This is a genomic window from Clostridium felsineum DSM 794 (assembly GCF_002006355.2).
In the GTDB taxonomy this organism is placed as follows: Bacteria; Bacillota; Clostridia; order Clostridiales; family Clostridiaceae; genus Clostridium_S; species Clostridium_S felsineum.
In genome coordinates, this window is sequence record NZ_CP096980.1 from 1,932,927 (window position 1) to 1,954,219 (window position 21,293).

Here is a 21,293-nt window from a genome sequence, read left to right on the forward strand (position 1 = left end):
TAGGGTGGAATGTCTTATTATAAGTGAAGATATAATTCAAAAAGTAAAAGATTTAAATGACATAGTGGATATTGTATCTGAAAAGGTAAAGCTTAAACGTACAGGACGTAATTACTCGGGGCTTTGCCCATTTCATCATGAAAAAACACCGTCATTTAGTGTGTCTCAAGATAAACAAATATATAAATGTTTTGGCTGTGGAGAAGCAGGTAATGTAATAACCTTTGTAATGAAAACTAGGAATTTCTCTTTTGTGGAGGCTGTTAAATATCTTGCGGATAAAGTTAATCTAACTATAGACGATAAACAAGACAAATACTATGCAAAAAATAAAGAGAAATATGACAAATTATATAATATGAATGTTGAAGCAGCTAGATATTTTTTTAAGAGTTTAGAATCGAGTTCAAAAGCAAAACAGTATTTTATTGACCGAGGAATTAATCAAAAAACCATGAGAAGGTTTGGACTTGGATATGCTAAGGATGATTGGAGACAGCTTTTAGGTTTTATGAAGACTAAAGGTTATACAGAATTAGAACTTATTGAAGCAGGACTTATAGTACAAAAAAATAAGGCTGTCTATGATAGGTTTCGAAATAGGGTTATGTTTCCTGTATTTAACTATAAAGGTAAAGTTATTGGGTTTGGTGGAAGAGTTTTAGATGATTCTAAGCCGAAATATTTAAACTCTCCAGAAACAAAAATATTTAAAAAAGGAACTAACCTTTATGGCTTAAATTTTGCAATAAAAAATAATATAGGGGATACATTTATAATTGTAGAGGGGTACATGGATTGTATATCCCTTCATCAATATGGTATAAATAATGCGGTAGCTTCGCTTGGAACAGCACTTACAAAAGATCAGGCAAAATTATTAAGAAGATATGCTAGTAAAGTGGTGATATCATATGACGCTGATACAGCTGGTCAGGCAGCTACACTTAGAGGGTTTGATATATTAAAAGAAGCAGGCTTTGATATAAAAATAATAAAAATTCCAGACGGAAAAGATCCAGATGAATTTGTGAGGAAAAATGGTAAAGAGGCTTTTATGAAGCTTGTAAAAAATGCCGTTTCTATTATTGAGTATAGAATAGGTAAGGCCTTTGAAAATGTGAATTTAAAAGACAGTGAAAGTGTTATAAAGTATGTTAAGGATATTGCAGAAATTATTGAAGATTTAGATCCAGTAGAGAAAGATGTTTATATCAAAAAAATTTCAGGTAAGACAGGAATAAGAGAACAAGCAATTTACGATTTGATTAGTACTGATATTCAGAAAAATGGCAATAACATTGAAAAAATGAATAAAAATAGCAATTATGGACAAAATTTATATGTGGAATCCGCACACGTTAAATCGGAGAGATATTTACTTAAGTTAATGATTGAACATGAAGATATACGCAGTTATATAAACACACAAATTAGTGTAGATGATTTTATAATGGAGAGCCATAAAAAAATATATAACATTATATTAAATTTCGAAGATAATGTAAGTAGTAATCTAAAATCTAAATTTGATTTTATTGAATCAAGATGTGATGATGGGGAAAGTTCATCTGAAATTGTAAAGATAGAAGAACAAAACATAATACTTTCAGAAAACAATGTAAAAGATCTTGTAGATGATTTTATTACAAATATTAAAAAATTTAGATTAGAGGAGACAAAAAAGAAGATTATGAGTGAAATTAAGGACCTTGAAGAAAAGGGATTGTTTAATGAAACCATTGAACTTATCAAAAGAATGGAAGAAATACAAAATAGGCTAGACAATCTATAGAATAACGGAAGGAGGTTTTCATTAATGAAGAATAAGACTGAAGTTAAAAACGGGGGAGAAAAGAAAAACTCAAAAAAGGTGTCAAAAGAAGAAACCGCAAAAGAAAAAAATGAAAAAATGAAAATTGTCAAAAATCTAATAGATAAAGGCAAGAAAAATGGTAGCTTAACGTATAAAGAAATAATGGATGAACTTCAGGAAGTTGACCTAGGTCCAGAACAGATAGAAAAGATATATGAAGTTCTTGAATCTGTTGGTGTTGACGTAGTTGGTGACATGCATGAAATAGAAGTGGAAGAAGAAGAGTTAGATTTAACTATACCTGAGGGAATAGCGATAGATGACCCTGTAAGAATGTATTTAAAAGAAATTGGTAAAGTTCCACTATTATCCCCAGAAGAAGAAATAGACTTAGCTCAAAGAATTGAAAATGGTGATAGAACAGCAAGAAAGAAACTTGCAGAAGCAAACTTAAGACTCGTTGTAAGTATTGCAAAGAGATATGTTGGAAGAGGAATGCTTTTCCTTGATCTAATTCAAGAAGGAAATCTAGGGCTTATTAAAGCAGTAGAAAAGTTTGACTTTAAAAAAGGTTACAAATTTAGTACCTATGCTACTTGGTGGATTAGGCAGGCAATAACAAGGGCCATAGCAGATCAAGCAAGGACTATAAGAATACCAGTACACATGGTTGAAACCATAAATAAGCTTATAAGAGTTTCAAGACAATTACTTCAGGAATTAGGTAGAGAACCTCAACCAGAAGAAATTGCTAAGATAATGGATATGCCGGTTGATAAGGTAAGAGAAATAATGAAAATAGCACAAGAGCCTGTATCCCTTGAAACCCCAATAGGAGAGGAAGAGGATAGTCATCTTGGTGATTTTATTCCAGATGATGAAGCTCCAGCACCAGCAGATGCCGCAGCATTTAGAATGCTTAAAGAGCAACTTCTTAAAATATTAAATACTTTAACACCTAGAGAAGAGAAAGTTCTAAGACTTAGATTTGGTCTCGATGATGGAAGGGCTAGAACCCTTGAAGAGGTAGGAAAAGAGTTTAATGTTACGAGAGAAAGAATAAGACAAATAGAAGCTAAGGCTCTTAGAAAATTAAGACATCCAAGCAGAAGTAAAAAATTAAAAGATTATCTTGATTAGATACAAAAGGTCATTCCCATTCAGAATGACCTTTTGTTTTTGTATAAAGGCATCACTTAGCCTTTTAACAGTCTTTTATTTATGTTATAATTTTAAGTAAAAGAAGGTGATAAATTGAACTATATAAAGCCGTATAAGGGATTTTCGTATGCAATTATTTTAGGAATAACTTTAGCTATGGATGCAGCATTTTTAATTTTAAGTATGTTTATCAATATGTATATAGTTTTAAGTATCATAGAGGTTTTTCTTGTGTTTTTTAATATATATCAATTGTATTATATAATTAAAAGCCTAACTCTTAAATATTCTTATGATGAAAAAAACTTTTATATAAATTGGTGCTTTGGCATAAAAAACACTATACCATTTAGAGAAATTAAAGCATATAGTATTTCACATGGAGAAGTTAAAGGAGTAAGATTGTGGGGCTATGGTAGGAATTTTTTTGCTTTAGGTTTGTTTTTTGTAAACGATATTGGAACGGTTAATATGTTTGCTACATCGACTAAAAGTGTAATTTATATAAAAGTTGGGTCGGCAATATATGGTATTTCACCAGAAAATTGTGAAGAAGTTAAAGCACTTTTCGTAAAAAACAAATTGATTTTAGAAACTTTTAAATTTGAAAAAGAAAAAAGAGTTATTTTAAATAAGGATAAGCATTTTGTTATATTAATCTCTTTAATAGCAGCAATAATTTTGATGGTAACAATAGTTCCTTTTGTTCTATATTTGAGTGGGTTAATTCCAGCTAAAATGCCGCTTACTTTTGATTCTAATTTTAAACCTATATCTTATGGGACAGGAAGAGAATTTGCATTTAAGCAAATGATGTATGGAGCATATAATATGATTATATTTTTTTGTATATATTATTCGGCATATTTTTATTCCAAATATAGCAAAAAGATAGCTTATAGAATTATGTACCTTTCATTTTTGATTTCTGTTATATTTTTACTATTTCAAATTAAAATTTATATTACATACATATGATTTAGAAATTCATTAAAGGGTTGGTGCAACGTAAATGGAAATATCAAGTAGACTTAAATTAATAGGAGAAATAATAGATGAAGGTGAAATTATAGCAGATATAGGTACAGATCATGCTTATTTACCGATATATCTGCTTAAAAATAATTGTCAAATGAAATTTATTGCTTCAGATGTAAATAAAGGACCTCTTGAAAAAGCAATAAGTAATATAAAAATGTATGGATTTCAAGATAAAATAGAGTGCCGTTTAGGTTCGGGACTTAATGTGTTAAGAGAAGGGGAAGCTGATGCTGCAATTATTGCCGGAATGGGCGGAAATTTAATAAGAGATATAATTGAAGAAAGATTGGATATATTTAAAACATTAAAATATGCAGTGCTTCAACCAGTTCAAAATCCAGATATACTTAGAAAGTATCTTTATGAACAAGGTTTTAACATATTAGGTGAACAATTATGTATTGACGAAAATAAATATTATGAGATAATTAAAGTATGCTATGCTTCGAAAAAGCAGAAAAAAGATGATTTGTATTATGAGATTAGTGAGAAGCTAATAGCAATGAAGCATCCTTTGTTAAAGGAATATATTGAGTACAAAATAGAAAAGTACCACAAAATATATAAAAACATAGGGGAAGTCACTGAGAATGCATTAAATAGAAAAGAAGAGTTGAATACAAAAATTCACAAGTTAAAGGGGTTGTTATCATGTCTTTAAAGGTAAAAGATTTATGTAATATAATAGAAGATTTTGCACCAATTTCTCTAAAAGAAGATTATGATAATGTTGGACTCATGCTTGGGGATAGGGAGGATACCGTAGAAGGTATATTAACAGCTCTGGATTGTACTATTAAAGTTATAGATGAGGCTATAGAAAAGAAATGCAACATGATAATAACTCATCATCCAATTCTTTTTAAAAAGCCATCAAGTATAACAAATGATACCCTTTTAGGTAAAAAGATAATCAAGTTAATAAAAAATAATATAAATGTATATTCAGCTCATACCAATCTTGATAGTGTTAAGAATGGTATAAATGACGCTATAGTTAGTATTTTAGGCTTTGATAATTCAAGTATTTTAGCTAAAAATTTTAGGGCAGTAAAGGAAGCTGGAATTGGCAGAGTTGTAGAGCTAGAGGAAGGGATACAGCTTAAAGAATTATGTCATAGAGTTAAAGAAAATTTGAAGGTGCAAAATTTAAGGTATTGTGGAAATGACGATAAAAAAATACAGAAAATTGCAATAATAAATGGCAGCGGACAGGATTTTTTTGAAGAGGCTAGGAAAAAAGGAGCTGACTGCATAATTACAGGAGATACTTCGTATCATTACGTTAGTGATTATAATGAGATGGGTATGGCAGTTATTGATGCGGGTCATTTTGGAACAGAGTGGCCATCTGTAATAGTTATGACTAAAATGCTTAAAGATTCACTAAATTCTAAAGGTATAGATACGTCTATTTCAGTATCACAAAATAATATTGATCCATATAAAATTAAGTAGATATAGAATTTTCTCTATGTCTACTTTTATTTTTACATAAAATAAACAGTCTATTTATAAGTGTTATTTTAAAAATAATAATATAGAGTTTCTAGCAAAGGTATAACTTGATTCGATTTTAGGGGATTAGGTTCTATTTTAGAAGATTTATAATTGGGAGGAAAAGATATGAATAATAATGTAGAATTAGCATACTTGATTCAGGAGAGTTATGATATTATAAAGCAAAATAAAAAAATACTTAGAGATGGTTCCTACATTTATTTGTTAAAGAAATTAAAAAATGAATTTGAAACAGCTAAGAAAAATTATGTGGTGAGAAAAAAGGAATTAGCAAAGATAAAAGAAAATTATGCGGCTATAAGCATTGATTTGAGATGTGAGAGAGAAAAAATGGAGAATAATGAATATAAGCTTTATAATAAAGTGGGTTCAGATTTAAATGCTATAGAGAAGTTGGAACATGCAATTGAAGGTGAAAAGCAAATTATAAAAAAGCTTGAAGATGAAGCTGTAGATTTGTTGGATGAAGAAGAAAAATTAAAAAGTGAGATAGAGAATTTAAGAGTAGAGCTTGTTAATATAAAAGATAATTTCTATGATTATAAGGGAAAAAGCAGTGAAAAAGTAGAAAAAGCAAGACAAGAGCTTATAGCTGCAAAATTAAAAATAGAAGAGATAAAAGGTAAAATCCCAAAAGATTTATTTGAAGAAATATCAAGTCTTATGATGAGAAGCAGTTGCGCAGTGGCAAAGGTAAGTGGAGAAATATGTGGAGGCTGCAAGATGAAGGTTTCATCCATGACGATAGATAACCTTGTAAATAACAATAGTATAGTACATTGTGATAATTGTGGAAGAATTTTGTACTACGATGAAAGTGAAGGAAAATTAAAAAGAAAATACAAGAGAAAAATACGAGCATAAGGAATACAATAAATTACCATTGATATAATTTAATAAGTGTGGTATTATATTTTATGCGAGTAAACCAGACAATCGCTGCTGCAATTTTGCAGGAGAGGAAAGTCCGAGCTCCATAGGGCGGGGTGCTGGGTAACTCCCAGTCAAGGTGACTTGAAGGAAAGTGCAACAGAGATATACCGCCATTTTTAATGGTAAGGGTGGAAAGGCGAGGTAAGAGCTCACCAGCGCACTGGCGACTTTGCGGCTATGTAAACCCCATCTGGAGCAAGATCGAATAGGGAGGCGTTTTGGAGTGGCCCGCTCTGCTTCCGGGTAGTATCGCTTGAACCTTATGGTAACATAGGGTCTAGATAGATGATTGTCAAATACAGAACTCGGCTTACAGGTTTAGTCGTCCATTGAAAACACTAGGTTTCGTACTTAGTGTTTTTTATTTTGCCATACTCTTGCCATACTAATAATTTTTAAATAGGGTAAGTAGTTTTTCAGTAGCATCTTTTTGCATAGTTTTATTTACATGAGAATAGATATTTGCTGTTGTGGAAATGTCTTTATGTCCAAGACGTTCTTGAATGACTTTTAAATTAATACCTTGTTCTAATAATAATGTTGCATTTGTATGTCTCAAATCATGAAATCTAATAGCCTTATTTATTTTTGCAAGCTTTAAAACTTTTCTTATTTTATTTGTATAAAACATAGGATGAATATATTTACCTGAACACCACTTCATAATTAAATCATATTTTTTTCCATCAAATATATTATCTTCATAAAATTCTTGTGCAGCTATTTTATGTTGTAGCTGCTTATTGTGTAGATCCTTTAATAAGTCTAAAATTGAATCAGATACATAAATTATTCTATTGCTTTCTTGAGTTTTGGGAGTTGTCATTTTAACATGTCCATTAGTATAAATTAAATTATTTTTTATAATCAAAACATGTTCGATATAGTTTATGCTTGACCATTCAAGTCCTGCTAATTCACCACGTCTTAAGCCTAACTCAAGAACTAATCTTAAAGCTACATTAAACATATAATCATATTCATCAGACAAGTCTAAAATTTTAAAGATTTCCTGTATTTCATTTGGTTCTAAAACATCAGGAGTGAATTTTTTTCTTTTAGGTCTATCAACGTATTTACATGGATTTTCTTTTATAATTTTTAATTTTAAGGCTCTATTCATTATAGTATTTATAATTGTATATATGGATTGTAGTGTTGAACTACTTATATTTTTTTTGTTAGCTAATAATAATTGTTCTATGTGGTAAGAAGTAATATTAATAATATTTATGGTTCCTAAAGTTGGAATTAAATATTTATTAACTAATTCTTTATAACGATTATAAGTTGAAATTTTTCTAAGGGGTTTTACATACTTATTTAACCACTCTAAAGAAAATTCATTAAGTGTAATTTTTTTAGGTTCAACATAACCTCCATGCTCGAATTCATAAAGAGCATTACGCATTGCTTTTTCTGCTGTAGATTTACTTTGAAAGCCTCCTTTCTCTTTCATTTTCTTTTTGCCACTAATTTCGCCAATATAGAAATAATAGCTCCAAGATTTACCTCTTTTTCTTACTCCACCTTTCAAATAAATCATCCTTTCTGAACATATGTTCTGTAAAAATTTAAAAAATATATAAAGGTCATAAGACCTTATAAGCTAAAACATTTCTAATATAGATAATGTTGGTTCAAAGTAGATAACATAATTATCTAATTCATAGTAAATACCATATTTTTCTTTATAATGTTGAATAGCTTGTTCAAGGAACATTTCTGTTATATTCAAATAATCAGCTATTTCATTTTTAGTTCTAAGTCCTTTTTTAAAACAAGCGATTAAATCTATAATTCTAACGGATTTCTCATAAGCCCAATTGCGGGCTCTTTTTTCTTGTTTTCTATTTGCAATATTTTTTTGATCAAGTATATTTCCATATGTAGTATAGTAGTGTCCAAGTTCCTCAGATAGTACAGATTTCTTCTCAGCAATTGTAAGCAACTTTTTACTTATACCTATCTTATTATTTTTCCATAAACCTTTTGCCTTACTTTTGAAATTTTTTTCTACAACAACTATATTCTGCTTATAACATTCATCTAAAAGTATTTCATAACTGTTCATTATCATAAGTGAATTATTTAGATAACAGATTTCCTTTGTTTTTTTAATATTTTTATATCAATATCATTACTAGCTGTGGTATTTTTTACTACTTCAATAGTATCATTCATATCGGTTATGGATGATGAGATAGAATTAACTGCAAGCTCTATAATTTGAAGTCTATCATTAATAGTTGTCTTATCATCATTGTTATTACGTCCAATTTGATCTCTAAATGATTCCTGACCTTCTGCAAGTAATTTAATATTACTATCAACTTTTTCAAGTAATAAGGAGTTCTTTGAGTTACTAGCTTCAACATTATTAAGTCTTTTATTTATTTCTTGTATTTCACTATACATTTTAGTCATTAATTCAAATAAATCATTATTGCTTTTTTCCAATTCATACAACCTCCTTTTATAACTCGTCTAAATCTTCTTTCATTAGTTTTTGTTGTTCCTCATTATCTGAAAAATCATTATGAGCTGCTTTGCCTAAATTGGATGATTTATTATAATTATTGTTGATGTATTTAATATTATTAGATAAGTCTCTTATATAGTTATCAACCTTATATTTATCATTACTATCTAATAGTCTATAGGATTTTATTAAATTCATTTCATCATTTGATGGATTAATTTCAACAATTTGATTTTTAGCATTTTCTAATCCTAACAAATAAGTAGGAGTAGTTTCTAAAATTTTAGCCAAAGGTTCGAGTACTGTTATTGGTAAATTTTCTATGTCATTACTTTCATATCTATACACAGTTGCTCTATTTTTGCCTAATTTATAAGCTATGTCATCAACTGATAAATTAAGTTTTTTTCTCCTTTGTTTTATTCGTTCCCCTATACTCATTTTTATCGTACCTTTCATCTTTTATATTTTATATTATACACTGGTTTCGCAAATATGCAACCTATTTTATAGAATAAGCGAAAAAATCGCTTATTATGCAAAAAAAGTATTGACTAATAAAAAAAAGCATTGTATTATTTAATTAGTAAATCGCATACAAAGCGACAAACTAAAGGAAGTGAAAGTATGCCTAATATTAATAAATTAAAGGGTAAAATTGTTGAAAAGGGGTTGAATATTGAAGAATTAGCATACGCTTTAGAGATTAATAAATCTACATTATATAGAAAATTAAAAAATAATGGAGAATCAATTTCTATTAAAGAAGCAAATGTAATAATTAGTAAGCTTAATTTAACAATTGAAGAAGTCAATGCTATTTTTTTTGATCAATTTGTCGCATACAATGCAATAAAGGGCATTGATGAAAAAAAGTGATACAAGTTAGATAAAAAGTCAAAAAACCCTTTAAATTATAGCTCGTATTGAAAGGAGGTGAAATAAATGGAAGATTATTTAATGTCTGTTTCAGAAGTTACAAAAAGATTAAAAACTAATAAAGCTTTAGTATATGAGTTGATTAATAGAAAGTTATTATCAGCAATAAAACTTGGTAGTTTAAAAATAAGAAATTCAGAGGTAAATAGATTTTTAAAAGAGTATGATGGTAAAGATTTAACTGATTTAGAGAATATTAAAGAGCTATAAATTTAGCTTAATAATAAATGATAAAAAAAAGTTCTAAAAAAGAGCTAAATAAAAATTTCAATTTGAATTTTACTACACAATCCTACAAAAATCAATAAAGCAGGTGAAAATATGAAATATACTATAAATGGTTTTTGTCAGAAGAAATTAATTGAATTTGGATTAGATGCAGTAGACTCTTTAATACTTAGATATTTTGTTGATTTTAAAGATAGTTTGAAAATGGTTACTAAAACAATTCAAGGCAAAACTTTTTATTGGGTAAAGTATGAAAGTATAAATGAAGAACTACCAGTATTGAAACTTAAAAAAGATAGTGTATATAGAAGATTAAAAAATATGTGTGAATGTGAAGTATTAGAGCGTGTGACTGTTAAAGATAGAGGAACGTATTCATTTTATAAACTTGGAAATAAATATACTGATTTAATAACAGACGTCTCGGAAATAAATCCGAACCATGTCGGAAACAAATCCGATACCCTACGGAGCAAAATCCGTAAGGGTACGGATTTAAATCCCGAACAAAATATTAATCTATTAAAAGATAAATCTATTAAAGATATATATTGTTCTGTTGTAGATTATTTAAATAAAAAAATAGGCTCTAAATATAAGTCCAGTAGCAGAGAAACTCAAAAATTTATACATGCAAGAATAGAAGAAGGATTTACAATTGAAGATTTTAAAACGGTCATAGATAAGAAAGTAAAAGAGTGGATAGGAACTTCAATGGAAAGATATTTAAGACCTTCAACATTATTTGGAACTAAATTTGAAAGTTATTTAAATCAAACAGATATATTAAATATTGAAGAAAATAAAAATAATGACAATACTTATAACGATTTTAATTTTGATTTCATGAAAGGAGATAGTAATGATAGAAAGACCACTACCTCATAATATTGAAGCTGAAATGAATGTGCTTGGTGCAATATTAAAAGACAATGATGTATTAACTGATATTAATTTTTTAAAGGAAAGTGATTTTTACAGTACAGCTAATAAAATGCTTTTTAAGACAATTTTAGATATGGAAAGTAAAGATATACCTATAGACACGACAACACTTATTAATGGACTTGGAGAAGCCAAAATAAAGAGTATTGGTGGGATTACATATATATTTAAATTAGTTGATAGTGTCCCAAGTATAGCAAATGTAAAATCTTATGCTGATATTGTGAAAAATATAAGTGATAAAAGAAAAATATTATATGCGTGCTATAATACTATATCTAAAATTGAAGAAAGTAATCCTTTGGAACTTATAAGTGAAATGGAAAATCAATTTTTATCCATAGGATCAAAAAATAAAAATGATATATTTAATGATACAGAGCTGATGAATAAAGCTATTAGCAATATACAAGAAAATTATAATAATGGAGGTCAGGTTCCAGGAACTAGGACAGGCTATAAGAAACTTGATTATGCTATAGGTGGACTTAATAAGGGTGATTTAATAGTAATAGCAGGAAGACCATCTATGGGTAAAACAATGTTTGCACTTAACTTAATGGAAGGTATAAGTAAAACTGCTAAGGTGGCATTGTTTGAATTTGAAATGAGTGAAGAAAAATTGGGGATTAGAAGATTAGCAATGAGTTCATGTATAAATGCTAAAAGACTTTCAATAGGAAAAATTGAAGACAAAGAGTGGGGGATACTAACTCAAAAAGCTGGTCAAATGGCTTCAAGGGATAATGTTTTTACAGACACTTCAACAGATTTAACAATTAATGAAATTAAGTCTAAAAGTAAAAAATTAAAGCTTAAACATGGGTTAGATGTAATAATAATTGACCACTTACAGTTGATTGAAGCGGTTAATCCAAAAGAACCAAGAATTCAACAGGTTACAGAAATGACTAGACAAGCTAAAAAGATGGCTAAAGAATTGGGATGTGCAGTTATATTATTATCGCAATTATCACGTGCTCCGGAGCAAAGGAATGACCATAGACCGCAATTATCAGACCTTAGAGAATCAGGAGCAATAGAACAGGATGCAGATGTAGTTATGTTTATGTATAGGGATGAATACTACAACAAAGATAGTAATGAAAAAGGCATTTTAGAATGTATTATTGCAAAGCAACGTGATGGAGCTACAGGAACTATTAAGTTTGCAGTAAAACCTGAGTATCAACTGGTGGCTGATATATTTAATTCTTAATTATGAAGGTGATTTAAATTATAAGACTTTGGGCAAATGAGGTAATAAAGTTATGTGAATGTGGACTATCTTTTTATGATGCGTGTAGAATAGTTGAAATGTGGATGCGGGAATAAATTTAATTCTAAGATTTTTGAAAAAATGATTAAGGATTATAAAACTAAAGGGAAATTTTTAATAATAGAAAATGGCAATATTTATACAGGTATAGACAATATGACAGGAGATATATGAACAGAAAATTTTATTAAGTTAAATCACTGCCTTAAATATTTAAGATGTTAGGATTTAGATGAATTGGAGATGGTGCAAATTATAAAATAAGAGTATTAAAATGTTTAATTGGAAACTGTGCACTTTGAAAATTGAATATTGAATAATGAGGTATTTTACTTTGTTTCATATATTTACAATATTATAATTTTATGTTATAGTTTTATAAATAAAATGGTAAATTTACAATTAATATGTAATGCGGGGAAGAAAGATATGAAAAGATGCAATAATATTGATGAATGTATTGAAAAACATTATAAAAATTACATTTCAAAAGTAAATTATAGATGGATATTAGGCATATGTATCGGAATAATTATACTTATTTTAACATATAAGTTATGGAATAAAAATGAGCCAATACAAACCTTGATTTCTGTTGGGACAGGATTAATTTCAATAGCATTAGGAATATTTGCAATAATATATGCAGTTGCGGAGAATATAAAGGCTAATAATAAGGAAAATAAAGTAGATGTAATATTAGATGAAATAGAATCGCAAGTTGACAACATGAATAACATTGTTAAGAAAATAAGTTCAAATACTGAAGTGTCACTAGATGAAATTATAAACATAAAAAATAATAATAAGGAAATTATGAAGTCAATAAAAGGTTTTAATTTTGAACAGTATAACCAAAAGGTCAATAAGAATACTGAGAACACAAAAGTAGTATCTAGTGAAATAGAAGCTGAGATTACTGTAAAAAAGGACGATAAAAGAAAAATTATATTGAGAAAATTCCAAAAGGGAGATATATGTTTAGTTGATTTAAAGAATGAAGGTGATTCGCTCATAAGAGGTAAAAGGCTTGTTATAATAATACAGAATAGTATTTTAAATAAATATGCACCTTCTTTAACAATAGTACCATTAACAGGCTTAAGAGAGGACAAAAAATTAATACCAACTCATATACAATTTGAAAGAAACGATAAATTAATGACAGCTGTTGTCGAGCAAATTACTACTATTAAGCAAAATGATATTTTAGATTTTATTGATAGAGTTGATATAGAAATTATGTCAAAAATAGATAATGCAATTTTATTTCAGTTAGGAATTAAAGAGGTATAAACATGAAATATAATTTATAAGAAAAACACCGTATTATTCAAAAATGAATTTTACGGTGTTTTGCATGTATATATAAAAGGAGAAGTGATAAATAATGGCAATGGATAAATATAAAGCAGTTGAATATATGCTATGTAATTATAAAATAATGAAGGTAGAAATTAAAAACATAGATTTAGATTTGAAAGAATTTGAAAATGAATATAGAGGTTGTGGAGCTGTAAGCTTTGAAGAAAAAACAGGACAAACTTATAAGTTTAATAGTGTAGTAGAAAATGAATTAGAATTAAAGAATAGGCAAATTGAATATTTAAAAAGAATGAGAGATAGTAAGCAAAGGAAAATAGATAAAATTGATAATGCACTTACAATTTTGGATGAAGAACAAAGAACAATAATAGAATTAAGATATTTTAGCAATACGAAAATAGGATGGCTTAATATATGTAATAAGTTAGAATTAAGTGATGTTACATGCAGAAATATCAAAAATGAAGCTATTAAAAAATTAATACATGTAATATTTGTATCAAATTTTTATGAAAATCTTTCGGAAAATTAACTAAAAATTTATGTTAATTTATATGGTAAAGTTAAACTAATTAGGTATATGATTAAATCATAGAAAAATTTAATAAAAACATTAGAATCTGATTAATTTCAGGTGCTTTTCTTATTTTGGTGTGATGGCAGTGTGCAATTAACCTGAATATTAAAATAAGAAAGGTCAATGTTAATTATTCTCAAAAAATAAAGAATGTTTGAAGTTATATAATATGTAAACTAGTTATTAAAAGTCACTAATAAATTTATTATGCTATTATAAAACATGTGGAAGGAAAATGAAGTTTTGTATAGAAATATATAGAAAAAATAATAACAAGGAAGTATGATTATGATAAAAGAAGAACAGCTGTCAAACGAGGAGATTCTAACCACAATAAAAAATTATATTGATAAAGCAAGTTATAATTATGCTGTATTAATTGATGGGAATTGGGGAAGCGGAAAAACTTTTTTTGTTAAAAATTATTTGATTAATGAATTAAAAGAGCATAATAATAAAGAAAAAAAAATAATTTATATTTCACTTTATGGAGTCACTACTACAAATGAGATATCTAAAAGGATTTTTATAGAAACGATTCCTTTTTCAGAAAAATTAAAAAGTCAGGGGGTAAAAACCGTAACTGGACTAGGTAAATTTATAGCAAGTACGATTTTTACTGTTAAAGGAACTTCTATAAAAAATATTGAATTTTCAATAGAAGATTTTCTGAAATTAAAAGATTGTATATTAATTTTTGATGATCTTGAAAGATGTAGTATGAATATAAATGAAGTATTAGGGTATATAAATAATTTTGTAGAACATGAGAATATGAAAGTAATTATTGTTGCTAATGAAAAAGAAATATCTTTAGCAAATATTTTTTTGAATACGGAATTAAAATATTTAGTAGCTTTAAATAATAATATAGATATGAATAAACAAAATTCTGAAAAAAATAATATGAGTTATGAAAAACTTTTTAAAAAAATGCTTAATGATAAAAAAGAAAAAGAACACCAAGAAATTGAGAGTAATCTTAAAGAAAATAAAGTTGATCATGAAGAACTTATAAATAGAGTGCAAGTATTATTTGGTCAGAATGAATTTTATAGTCAGATAAAAGAAAAATTAATAGGTATTAATATATATTATGAGCCTAATATTAAATTGATTGTTGAAGAACTTGTTGGAAAAACTGAATATAATAGTATAAGTAAGATGGTTAAATCAAACAAGGAATTTATAGTACAAAAAATGCAGGAGTATAATCATAAAAATATCAGAACTCTATTGTTTTCTTTAGATAAATTTCAAGATTTAATGAACAAACTTCCATTAAACTCTAATATGTTAGAACGTATGGAGGATAAAATATTTAAGTATACTATTATTAGTTCTATAATCTTTAAATCTGGGAATAAGAAAATTCATGAATGGAAAGAGAATGAGGATATAGTTGAAATAAATTTAAATAGGGATATGATTTATGAGAGTAGAAGTATTACTGGATTTAAATTTGTTGATGATTTTGTAGTATATTCAAAGTTTAATAAAAGTTCGATAGATAGTATAGGACAATATATAGATAGATGTGATGCAGAACTAAGGAAAAATAAATGTCTTGATAAAGAAGACCCTTTATTCAAATTCAATTATATATATTGGTATAGCATGGAAGACAAAGAGGCTTTGGAGTTAATTAACAAATTAGATAATACTCTAAAATCTAATCCATGTAAATATGAAATATCAAGTTATTATAATATATTAGCTATTAACATTATATTAGAAAGTGTAGGTGTTAATACTAATAATATTGATGATATTGTAAATCAAATGAAAAATAATATAAGAAATTATATTGAATTGAGTGATATTAAAAATAAATATTATGTATTTGGTAGTCAAACATATTCTTTTCAGAATGAAAAATTACAACAGAAATATAACAAGTATTGTAATGACTTGAAAAAGGTATTTGATGAAAGATCAACCAAAGAATTTAACAATAAAATTAATGTTTTTTTTGATAAAACTGATAAGTGGAGTGCAGACTTACTTAGTTATGTAAGTGATGAAAAAAATATAAGTGAAATATTGACATATAAGGGGTTTTTAAGTGTAATTGATTTTGAAAAATTATTAACATGTATAAAAGTATCTTCAAATACGCAAATAACGGAATTTACTGCAGTAATTAATTGCTATATATATAATTTGGGAAATATTAAAGATTTTTTAGCAAATGATATTTATATAATACAAAAGTTAATTAATGAATTGGAAAAATATAAGAATACACTAAAAGGTGGTAAAATAAGAATATATAATATTAATAACTTAATAGAACAACTTGAAAGTATATCTAATAGATTAAGATAAAAAAATTATATAAATTAAAAAGATAGAGTTTTATATTTTTAAAATTCTATCTTTTTAGTTTATAGTATATTTTAAATAAAGTGAGGTGATAAGCATTAATTATGTAGAACCAATAAGAGATAGTGGAAAAGTAGAAGATATAGCAGCAACATTAAGAAAACAATCTGAAAGAAATTATATAATGTTTATATTGGGAATATATTCAGGACTTAGAGTTTCAGATATACTAAGATTAAAGGTTAAGGATGTCAAAAACCGAGATTATATAAATATTAGGGAGAAGAAGACAAGAAAGCAAAGAGTATTCCCTATAAACAATTTGGTAAAAAGGGAACTAAAAAAGTATTGTGAGGATATGGATTTAAACAGTTATTTAATTAAAAGTCGGCAAGGATGTAATAAGCCATTAAGCAGGGAAACTGCATATTTAATAATAAGACGTGCAGGAGAAGAAAATGGAATAGTGAATTTAGGAACTCATTCAATGAGGAAAACTTTTGGCTATCATTTTTATATGCAATATAAGGATATTGTTACACTACAAAAGATATTTAATCATAGTGATCCAAGCGTAACTCTTCACTATATAGGAGTTGAACAAGGATATATAAATAGTAAGATTAAAAACTTTAAAATATAAGGTGATGTTATGAATATATATGATTTAAATAAAAAGATTGCTGAGCTTGGTGAAATTAGAGTTCTTCTTAATATTCCAATAAATCAAAGTGATAGTGTAGAAGAAAAGATATTTAAAAAATATTTAGAGGTTGAGAATGTAAAAGAAGTAGCAGCATATATAAACGAACTTGGATATAGAATTAAGAGTGATAGAGGTAAGCGAAAATATATAGCACAAGATATAAGCAATATATTAACTGATAAGGATATTAAAATTGAAAATAAAAAATTAAAAAATATAGTTATTAAATTATTCTATGCACATAAAAGAGGTGCGAAAAATGGTAATTGGTAACTATATTTTTTTATTGTTTCTTTATTAGTTATTCAAAAAAGAATGATGTGTAACTCGAAAAATAGATATTAATAAAATATAGAAAAATCAAAGTGTTAAGGGTATATTGTCACCTAAACACACTTAGTAATGAAGATAATTCATATTTAAGAATATAATTATATTGAATATATTGCAAAAAGAGGTATAATTAAGTAAAAATGAAAGAAGGTGTTTAAAATGTTAGAGCAATTAATAAAAACAGGCAATGAATTCAATGGTAAGTTTACAGCATCATATAAGTATGGTAGTCTTATGGGAATTGATAAAACAAAGCAAAACGAGTATTTAAAATGGCTTGCAAAACTTGGGGTTTATTGTGAGAGTAAGTTAAGGACAAAGTATCCTGAAATGACTGCTAATATTCTTTCGATGGTAAAAAAACAAAGTATATATGAGAAAGATTATGAAATAATTGTTGGGTACTTAGAATCTGCAAAAGAATTAGAAAATTAGTAGTTAGGGATGTATATTAGGAAATTTTAATTTATATAATGGAGTGATAATATGGATAAAGAAATTGAAAACCTATGGCCAGAAAATTTTGATTGTGATTATGATAACTCATTTTTTCCAGAAAAGATATTAAAAGAACAATGTAAGTATTTAGAGAATAAAACTAATGCTAAAGTTTATGCTGAAGTTATAGAAAACACAAATCGTTATTATGATCCTAAATTTAAAGTTATTAGTCAATTTATTAAATTCAAAGAAGATTACGTACATTCTTTAATTATAGGTAGCAAATTAGATACAAGAATATCATATGAAATATTTACAATAAGCCATAATTATAAAATATATCCTTTGAAAATTAGAATTAATAATTCACAACTAAACTCTCAGCTAGATCGTTATAAAGATAATTTTAATTGCAGTAAAAAAGATGATGGGTTCGGTGAATATTGGGTTATACAAAAAGAAAATGACTTTATTGAAATTTTAAAGTTTATACTTCAAAGTAATATAATGAAGTTATATATACACAAATTAATGGGAATACAGGAACAAAAGAGCTCATAACAGGGCTCTTTTTTCATACCCAAAAGGAGGAATTAACATTGAAACAATGCAAGAAATAGAACTTATAAACTGGATTATGACATTAGTACAACAACATAATATCCATGCTTTCTATGTATCTACTGTATGGAAACATATAAGGTCAGAAGTATTAGAGGAGCAGAACAATGAGTGTCAAAGGTGTAAGTCTAAGGGAGAATATGGCGAAGCGGTGACAGTGCATCATATTAAGCACCTTAAGAAGTATCCACAGTTGGCACTAACTAAAAGCAACCTTATGGCAGTATGTAAGAAGTGTCATAATGAACTCCATCCTGAAAAAAATAGAAATCATAAACCTAAAGTTTTGCTCAATGAAGAAAGATGGTAAGCACCCCCGGGTTAAAAAAATGAAAAATTCTTAGAGGTGGGGAGAACGGGTAACAGGGTCGACAAATTAGAAAAATTGACTTTTCACATGAGGGGGGTGCACACACAGGTAAAAAAAAGGGTGCATTTACAAGAAAAGAGGTGGTGAAATTGAATGATAGGGAAAATTTAGCGAACAGCGAAAAAGCCTATGAAGACTATATTTCAGGAATGACCTATAAAAGAATAGCTGATATATATGAGGTATCTATAAATACGGTTAAAAGTTGGAAAAAAAGATATAAATGGACACGAGATTGCACACAAAAGAAGGGGTGCAGTGAAAAAAGTGTGCATAAAGTAGAAACTATATTATTTCATGAAATTAAAGAGGATTTACTAAAACAATTAGAGAACAATGGAACCTACGGAAAGCACTACGAAGATTTAATAAATGACTATATGTCCATGTGGAATATAAAGAATAGGCTTATAGTTGATATTAAAGAACGTGGTGTATCTGTAGAGTGGAATAATGGCAAGCAGCATGGAATGAAAAAGAATGATAGTATTTCAGAACTTAATAAAACCAATGCACAAATGTTAAAAATCTTAAGTGAGCTTGGTTTAAAGCCAATTCCTCAAGAAGATGATTTTGATGATATTTAATAAATACATTGATGAATACATTAATCAGGTTGAAAGTGAAATAGTTAAAACTAATAAAGATATTAGAAAAGCTATTGAATCAGTTAAAAAGAAATTATCACAGGCAAATGTAATAATTGAATCAGAAAAAATAGAAAAGGCAGTTGAAAAAATAGAAGAGTATTTCAAATATAAATTGTTACCATGGGAAAAATTCATTATTGGATTAATTCATTGTTATTATGAAGATGGTACTTTAGTTTGGGATACTTTTTTGTTATACATGGGCAGAGGTGGAGGCAAGAATGGATTTATTAGTGCGGTTTCATGGTATTTAACAACAGGTTTTCATGGAATAAAAGAATATAATGTTGATATTGTGGCAAATTCTGAAAATCAAGCCAAAACCTCATTTGAAGATGTGTACAATGTAATTGATAATGATAAAAAATTAAAGAAAGCCTTTTATTATACAAAAGAAAAAATAGTGTATAGGAAGACTAAATCATATATTAAATACAATACCTCAAATGCAAGGACTAAAGATGGTTTAAGACCAGCCTGTATAATATTTGATGAAATACATGAGTATGAAAACTATGATAATATAAAGGTTTTTAAATCCGCTCTAGGAAAAAAGAAAAATTGCAGAACCTTCATGATAACCACTGACGGCTATGTTAGGGGTGGAGTACTGGATGATTATTTAGAAATGTCACATTTAATACTTGATGGTGAAAATAAAACAAGTAGAATGTTACCACTACTTTATCACTTAGAAGCTAAAGAAGAGGTAAAGAATAAAGAGCTTTGGGAAAAGGCGAATCCTTCACTTAGATACTTTAAGGATTTACAAATTGTAATGGATCAGGAATTTCAGGACATGAAATATCAGCCACAGCTTTACACAGAATTTATGACTAAAAGAATGAATATTCCAGAGGGTAACAAAGATATTGAGGTTACTTCATGGGAAAATATTTTAGCAACTAATCAGGAAATACCTGACCTTACAGGCTGTACATGTATAGCTGGTATAGATTATATGAAAACCACAGATTTTCTTTGTGCTGGTTTATTGTTTAAATATGGTGAGAAATATATATGGCTATCTCATTCATGGGTATGTGAAAGTTGCAATGATCTAATTAGAATTAAAGCACCACTTAAAGAGTGGGAAAAGAAAGGATTTTTAACATTTGTAAAAGGTGTTGAAATTTCTCCAAGTGTACCGGCTGCATGGTTACAACAGCAGGCACAGAAATATAATATAACTACCTTGTGGATGGATAACTATAGATATACATTACTTGCAAGAGCTTTAAAAGAAGCAGGCTTTGACACAGATAAGAAGGGTGTAAATAATATAAGGCTAGAAAGACCTTCAAATGAAATGCTTATAGCACCTATAGTTACAAGTGCTTTTGCTAATCATAATGTAATATGGGGAGATAATCCACTTATGAGATGGTACACCAATAATAGTTGTATGATAACCTCACAGGCAGGAAACATTACTTATGGAAAGATAGAGCCTAAAAGTAGAAAGACAGATGGATTTAAAGCTTTTATAGCTGCTATGTGTGGAAGTAACGAATTGCCTGATAGTGCAGAAAAATTTGAGTTTAATAATTTTGGAGTATACACGTATTAAGTCTTAGAAATAAGGCTTTTTTATTTTGT

The 21,293-nt window shown here is 27.7% G+C and carries 24 protein-coding genes and 1 other RNA gene; 21 read left to right on the forward strand and 4 right to left on the reverse strand.

Translation table 11 applies throughout. The features are described from left to right. Positions 1-4: 4 nt before the first annotated feature. From dnaG to rnpB, 7 genes are all read left to right on the forward strand, one after another. Entirely contained in the window at positions 5-1,795 is a 1,791-nt protein-coding gene (dnaG, locus tag CLFE_RS09050) for a DNA primase (protein WP_077893754.1), read from the forward strand. Positions 1,796-1,819: 24 nt separating this feature from the next. Then, positions 1,820-2,956 (forward strand): RNA polymerase sigma factor RpoD, encoded by a 1,137-nt coding sequence (rpoD, locus tag CLFE_RS09055; protein WP_077833413.1) that lies wholly within the window; start codon positions 1,820-1,822, stop codon positions 2,954-2,956. Between the two features lie 114 nt (positions 2,957-3,070). Next, positions 3,071-3,955, forward strand: coding sequence for a PH domain-containing protein (locus CLFE_RS09060; protein ID WP_077893755.1), 885 nt, complete (start codon positions 3,071-3,073; stop codon positions 3,953-3,955). Positions 3,956-3,989: 34 nt separating this feature from the next. Further along, complete coding sequence (locus CLFE_RS09065; protein WP_077833411.1) at positions 3,990-4,679, forward strand: tRNA (adenine(22)-N(1))-methyltransferase; 690 nt, start codon at positions 3,990-3,992, stop codon at positions 4,677-4,679. After that, complete coding sequence (locus CLFE_RS09070) at positions 4,670-5,476, forward strand: Nif3-like dinuclear metal center hexameric protein (RefSeq protein ID WP_077833410.1); 807 nt, start codon at positions 4,670-4,672, stop codon at positions 5,474-5,476. Before CLFE_RS09065 ends, CLFE_RS09070 begins: the two co-directional genes overlap by 10 nt. Positions 5,477-5,644: 168 nt before the next feature. Then, on the forward strand, positions 5,645-6,403 hold the full coding sequence (locus CLFE_RS09075; protein ID WP_077893756.1) for a zinc ribbon domain-containing protein: 759 nt from the start codon (positions 5,645-5,647) through the stop codon (positions 6,401-6,403). A gap of 56 nt (positions 6,404-6,459) precedes the next feature. Then, positions 6,460-6,801, forward strand: an RNA gene (gene rnpB / locus CLFE_RS09080) — RNase P RNA component class A. A 56-nt stretch (positions 6,802-6,857) separates the two neighbouring features. Here rnpB and CLFE_RS09085 read toward each other — a convergent pair. From CLFE_RS09085 to CLFE_RS09100, 4 genes are all read right to left on the reverse strand, one after another. Further along, positions 6,858-8,018, reverse strand: a complete 1,161-nt coding sequence (locus tag CLFE_RS09085) for a tyrosine-type recombinase/integrase (RefSeq protein ID WP_077893757.1) — start codon at positions 8,016-8,018, stop codon at positions 6,858-6,860. Between the two features lie 63 nt (positions 8,019-8,081). Then, positions 8,082-8,546 carry an ImmA/IrrE family metallo-endopeptidase gene (locus CLFE_RS09090; RefSeq protein WP_077893758.1) on the reverse strand — a complete coding sequence of 155 codons (465 nt, stop codon included), beginning with the start codon at positions 8,544-8,546 and terminating at the stop codon, positions 8,082-8,084. Positions 8,547-8,563: 17 nt separating this feature from the next. Further along, positions 8,564-8,932 (reverse strand): hypothetical protein, encoded by a 369-nt coding sequence (locus tag CLFE_RS09095; RefSeq protein ID WP_077893759.1) that lies wholly within the window; start codon positions 8,930-8,932, stop codon positions 8,564-8,566. 16 nt (positions 8,933-8,948) lie between these two features. Further along, positions 8,949-9,413 carry a helix-turn-helix domain-containing protein gene (locus CLFE_RS09100; RefSeq protein WP_250944758.1) on the reverse strand — a complete coding sequence of 155 codons (465 nt, stop codon included), beginning with the start codon at positions 9,411-9,413 and terminating at the stop codon, positions 8,949-8,951. Positions 9,414-9,581: 168 nt separating this feature from the next. Between CLFE_RS09100 and CLFE_RS09105 the strand changes: the two genes are divergently transcribed. The 14 genes from CLFE_RS09105 to CLFE_RS09170 all read left to right on the forward strand — a co-directional run bounded on the left by CLFE_RS09105 (position 9,582) and on the right by CLFE_RS09170 (position 21,264). Then, positions 9,582-9,833 (forward strand): helix-turn-helix domain-containing protein, encoded by a 252-nt coding sequence (locus tag CLFE_RS09105; protein WP_077893761.1) that lies wholly within the window; start codon positions 9,582-9,584, stop codon positions 9,831-9,833. Between the two features lie 66 nt (positions 9,834-9,899). Further along, a complete protein-coding gene (locus CLFE_RS09110) occupies positions 9,900-10,103 on the forward strand; it encodes a helix-turn-helix domain-containing protein (protein WP_077893762.1) in 204 nt (67 codons plus the stop codon). Positions 10,104-10,214: 111 nt separating this feature from the next. Continuing rightward, the gene (locus CLFE_RS09115) at positions 10,215-11,009 is read left to right on the forward strand and encodes a conserved phage C-terminal domain-containing protein (protein WP_242951640.1); all 795 of its coding nucleotides are present in this window, start codon (positions 10,215-10,217) and stop codon (positions 11,007-11,009) included. Further along, positions 10,984-12,285, forward strand: coding sequence for a replicative DNA helicase (gene dnaB / locus CLFE_RS09120; RefSeq protein ID WP_077893763.1), 1,302 nt, complete (start codon positions 10,984-10,986; stop codon positions 12,283-12,285). Before CLFE_RS09115 ends, dnaB begins: the two co-directional genes overlap by 26 nt. Before the next feature lie 489 nt (positions 12,286-12,774). Then, complete coding sequence (locus CLFE_RS09125) at positions 12,775-13,641, forward strand: type II toxin-antitoxin system PemK/MazF family toxin (RefSeq protein WP_169850953.1); 867 nt, start codon at positions 12,775-12,777, stop codon at positions 13,639-13,641. Between the two features lie 94 nt (positions 13,642-13,735). After that, a complete protein-coding gene (locus CLFE_RS09130; RefSeq protein ID WP_077893765.1) occupies positions 13,736-14,203 on the forward strand; it encodes a DUF722 domain-containing protein in 468 nt (155 codons plus the stop codon). Positions 14,204-14,536: 333 nt separating this feature from the next. Beyond that, on the forward strand, positions 14,537-16,576 hold the full coding sequence (locus CLFE_RS09135; protein ID WP_169850954.1) for a P-loop NTPase fold protein: 2,040 nt from the start codon (positions 14,537-14,539) through the stop codon (positions 16,574-16,576). Positions 16,577-16,670: 94 nt separating this feature from the next. Then, complete coding sequence (locus CLFE_RS09140; RefSeq protein WP_077893807.1) at positions 16,671-17,216, forward strand: site-specific integrase; 546 nt, start codon at positions 16,671-16,673, stop codon at positions 17,214-17,216. 9 nt (positions 17,217-17,225) lie between these two features. Beyond that, entirely contained in the window at positions 17,226-17,552 is a 327-nt protein-coding gene (locus CLFE_RS09145; protein ID WP_077834821.1) for a recombinase family protein, read from the forward strand. Between the two features lie 219 nt (positions 17,553-17,771). Next, positions 17,772-18,047 (forward strand): hypothetical protein, encoded by a 276-nt coding sequence (locus CLFE_RS09150; RefSeq protein ID WP_077893767.1) that lies wholly within the window; start codon positions 17,772-17,774, stop codon positions 18,045-18,047. Between the two features lie 51 nt (positions 18,048-18,098). Next, the gene (locus CLFE_RS09155; protein WP_077893768.1) at positions 18,099-18,614 is read left to right on the forward strand and encodes a hypothetical protein; all 516 of its coding nucleotides are present in this window, start codon (positions 18,099-18,101) and stop codon (positions 18,612-18,614) included. A gap of 76 nt (positions 18,615-18,690) precedes the next feature. Further along, entirely contained in the window at positions 18,691-18,984 is a 294-nt protein-coding gene (locus tag CLFE_RS09160) for an HNH endonuclease (protein WP_349497240.1), read from the forward strand. A gap of 149 nt (positions 18,985-19,133) precedes the next feature. Further along, a complete protein-coding gene (locus tag CLFE_RS09165; RefSeq protein WP_077893770.1) occupies positions 19,134-19,631 on the forward strand; it encodes a P27 family phage terminase small subunit in 498 nt (165 codons plus the stop codon). Beyond that, positions 19,621-21,264 carry a terminase large subunit domain-containing protein gene (locus CLFE_RS09170; protein ID WP_077893771.1) on the forward strand — a complete coding sequence of 548 codons (1,644 nt, stop codon included), beginning with the start codon at positions 19,621-19,623 and terminating at the stop codon, positions 21,262-21,264. The genes CLFE_RS09165 and CLFE_RS09170 overlap by 11 nt, the downstream gene beginning before the upstream one ends. Positions 21,265-21,293: the final 29 nt, after the last annotated feature.

What these genes read in the sequence shown, in the direction of transcription:
- CLFE_RS09155 (WP_077893768.1), top strand. Translation starts at nt 18,099, where the DNA reads ATGGATAAAGAAATTGAAAACCTATGGCCAGAAAATTTTGATTGTGAT.
- CLFE_RS09075 (WP_077893756.1), top strand. Translation starts at nt 5,645, where the DNA reads ATGAATAATAATGTAGAATTAGCATACTTGATTCAGGAGAGTTATGAT.
- CLFE_RS09090 (WP_077893758.1), bottom strand. Translation starts at nt 8,546, where the DNA reads ATGAACAGTTATGAAATACTTTTAGATGAATGTTATAAGCAGAATATA.
- CLFE_RS09125 (WP_169850953.1), top strand. Translation starts at nt 12,775, where the DNA reads ATGAAAAGATGCAATAATATTGATGAATGTATTGAAAAACATTATAAA.
- CLFE_RS09110 (WP_077893762.1), top strand. Translation starts at nt 9,900, where the DNA reads ATGGAAGATTATTTAATGTCTGTTTCAGAAGTTACAAAAAGATTAAAA.
- CLFE_RS09105 (WP_077893761.1), top strand. Translation starts at nt 9,582, where the DNA reads ATGCCTAATATTAATAAATTAAAGGGTAAAATTGTTGAAAAGGGGTTG.
- CLFE_RS09085 (WP_077893757.1), bottom strand. Translation starts at nt 8,018, where the DNA reads ATGATTTATTTGAAAGGTGGAGTAAGAAAAAGAGGTAAATCTTGGAGC.
- rpoD (WP_077833413.1), top strand. Translation starts at nt 1,820, where the DNA reads ATGAAGAATAAGACTGAAGTTAAAAACGGGGGAGAAAAGAAAAACTCA.
- CLFE_RS09100 (WP_250944758.1), bottom strand. Translation starts at nt 9,413, where the DNA reads ATGAAAGGTACGATAAAAATGAGTATAGGGGAACGAATAAAACAAAGG.
- CLFE_RS09145 (WP_077834821.1), top strand. Translation starts at nt 17,226, where the DNA reads ATGAATATATATGATTTAAATAAAAAGATTGCTGAGCTTGGTGAAATT.
- CLFE_RS09160 (WP_349497240.1), top strand. Translation starts at nt 18,691, where the DNA reads ATGACATTAGTACAACAACATAATATCCATGCTTTCTATGTATCTACT.
- CLFE_RS09150 (WP_077893767.1), top strand. Translation starts at nt 17,772, where the DNA reads ATGTTAGAGCAATTAATAAAAACAGGCAATGAATTCAATGGTAAGTTT.
- CLFE_RS09065 (WP_077833411.1), top strand. Translation starts at nt 3,990, where the DNA reads ATGGAAATATCAAGTAGACTTAAATTAATAGGAGAAATAATAGATGAA.
- CLFE_RS09130 (WP_077893765.1), top strand. Translation starts at nt 13,736, where the DNA reads ATGGCAATGGATAAATATAAAGCAGTTGAATATATGCTATGTAATTAT.
- CLFE_RS09170 (WP_077893771.1), top strand. Translation starts at nt 19,621, where the DNA reads ATGATATTTAATAAATACATTGATGAATACATTAATCAGGTTGAAAGT.
- CLFE_RS09135 (WP_169850954.1), top strand. Translation starts at nt 14,537, where the DNA reads ATGATAAAAGAAGAACAGCTGTCAAACGAGGAGATTCTAACCACAATA.
- dnaB (WP_077893763.1), top strand. Translation starts at nt 10,984, where the DNA reads ATGATAGAAAGACCACTACCTCATAATATTGAAGCTGAAATGAATGTG.
- CLFE_RS09115 (WP_242951640.1), top strand. Translation starts at nt 10,215, where the DNA reads ATGAAATATACTATAAATGGTTTTTGTCAGAAGAAATTAATTGAATTT.
- CLFE_RS09070 (WP_077833410.1), top strand. Translation starts at nt 4,670, where the DNA reads ATGTCTTTAAAGGTAAAAGATTTATGTAATATAATAGAAGATTTTGCA.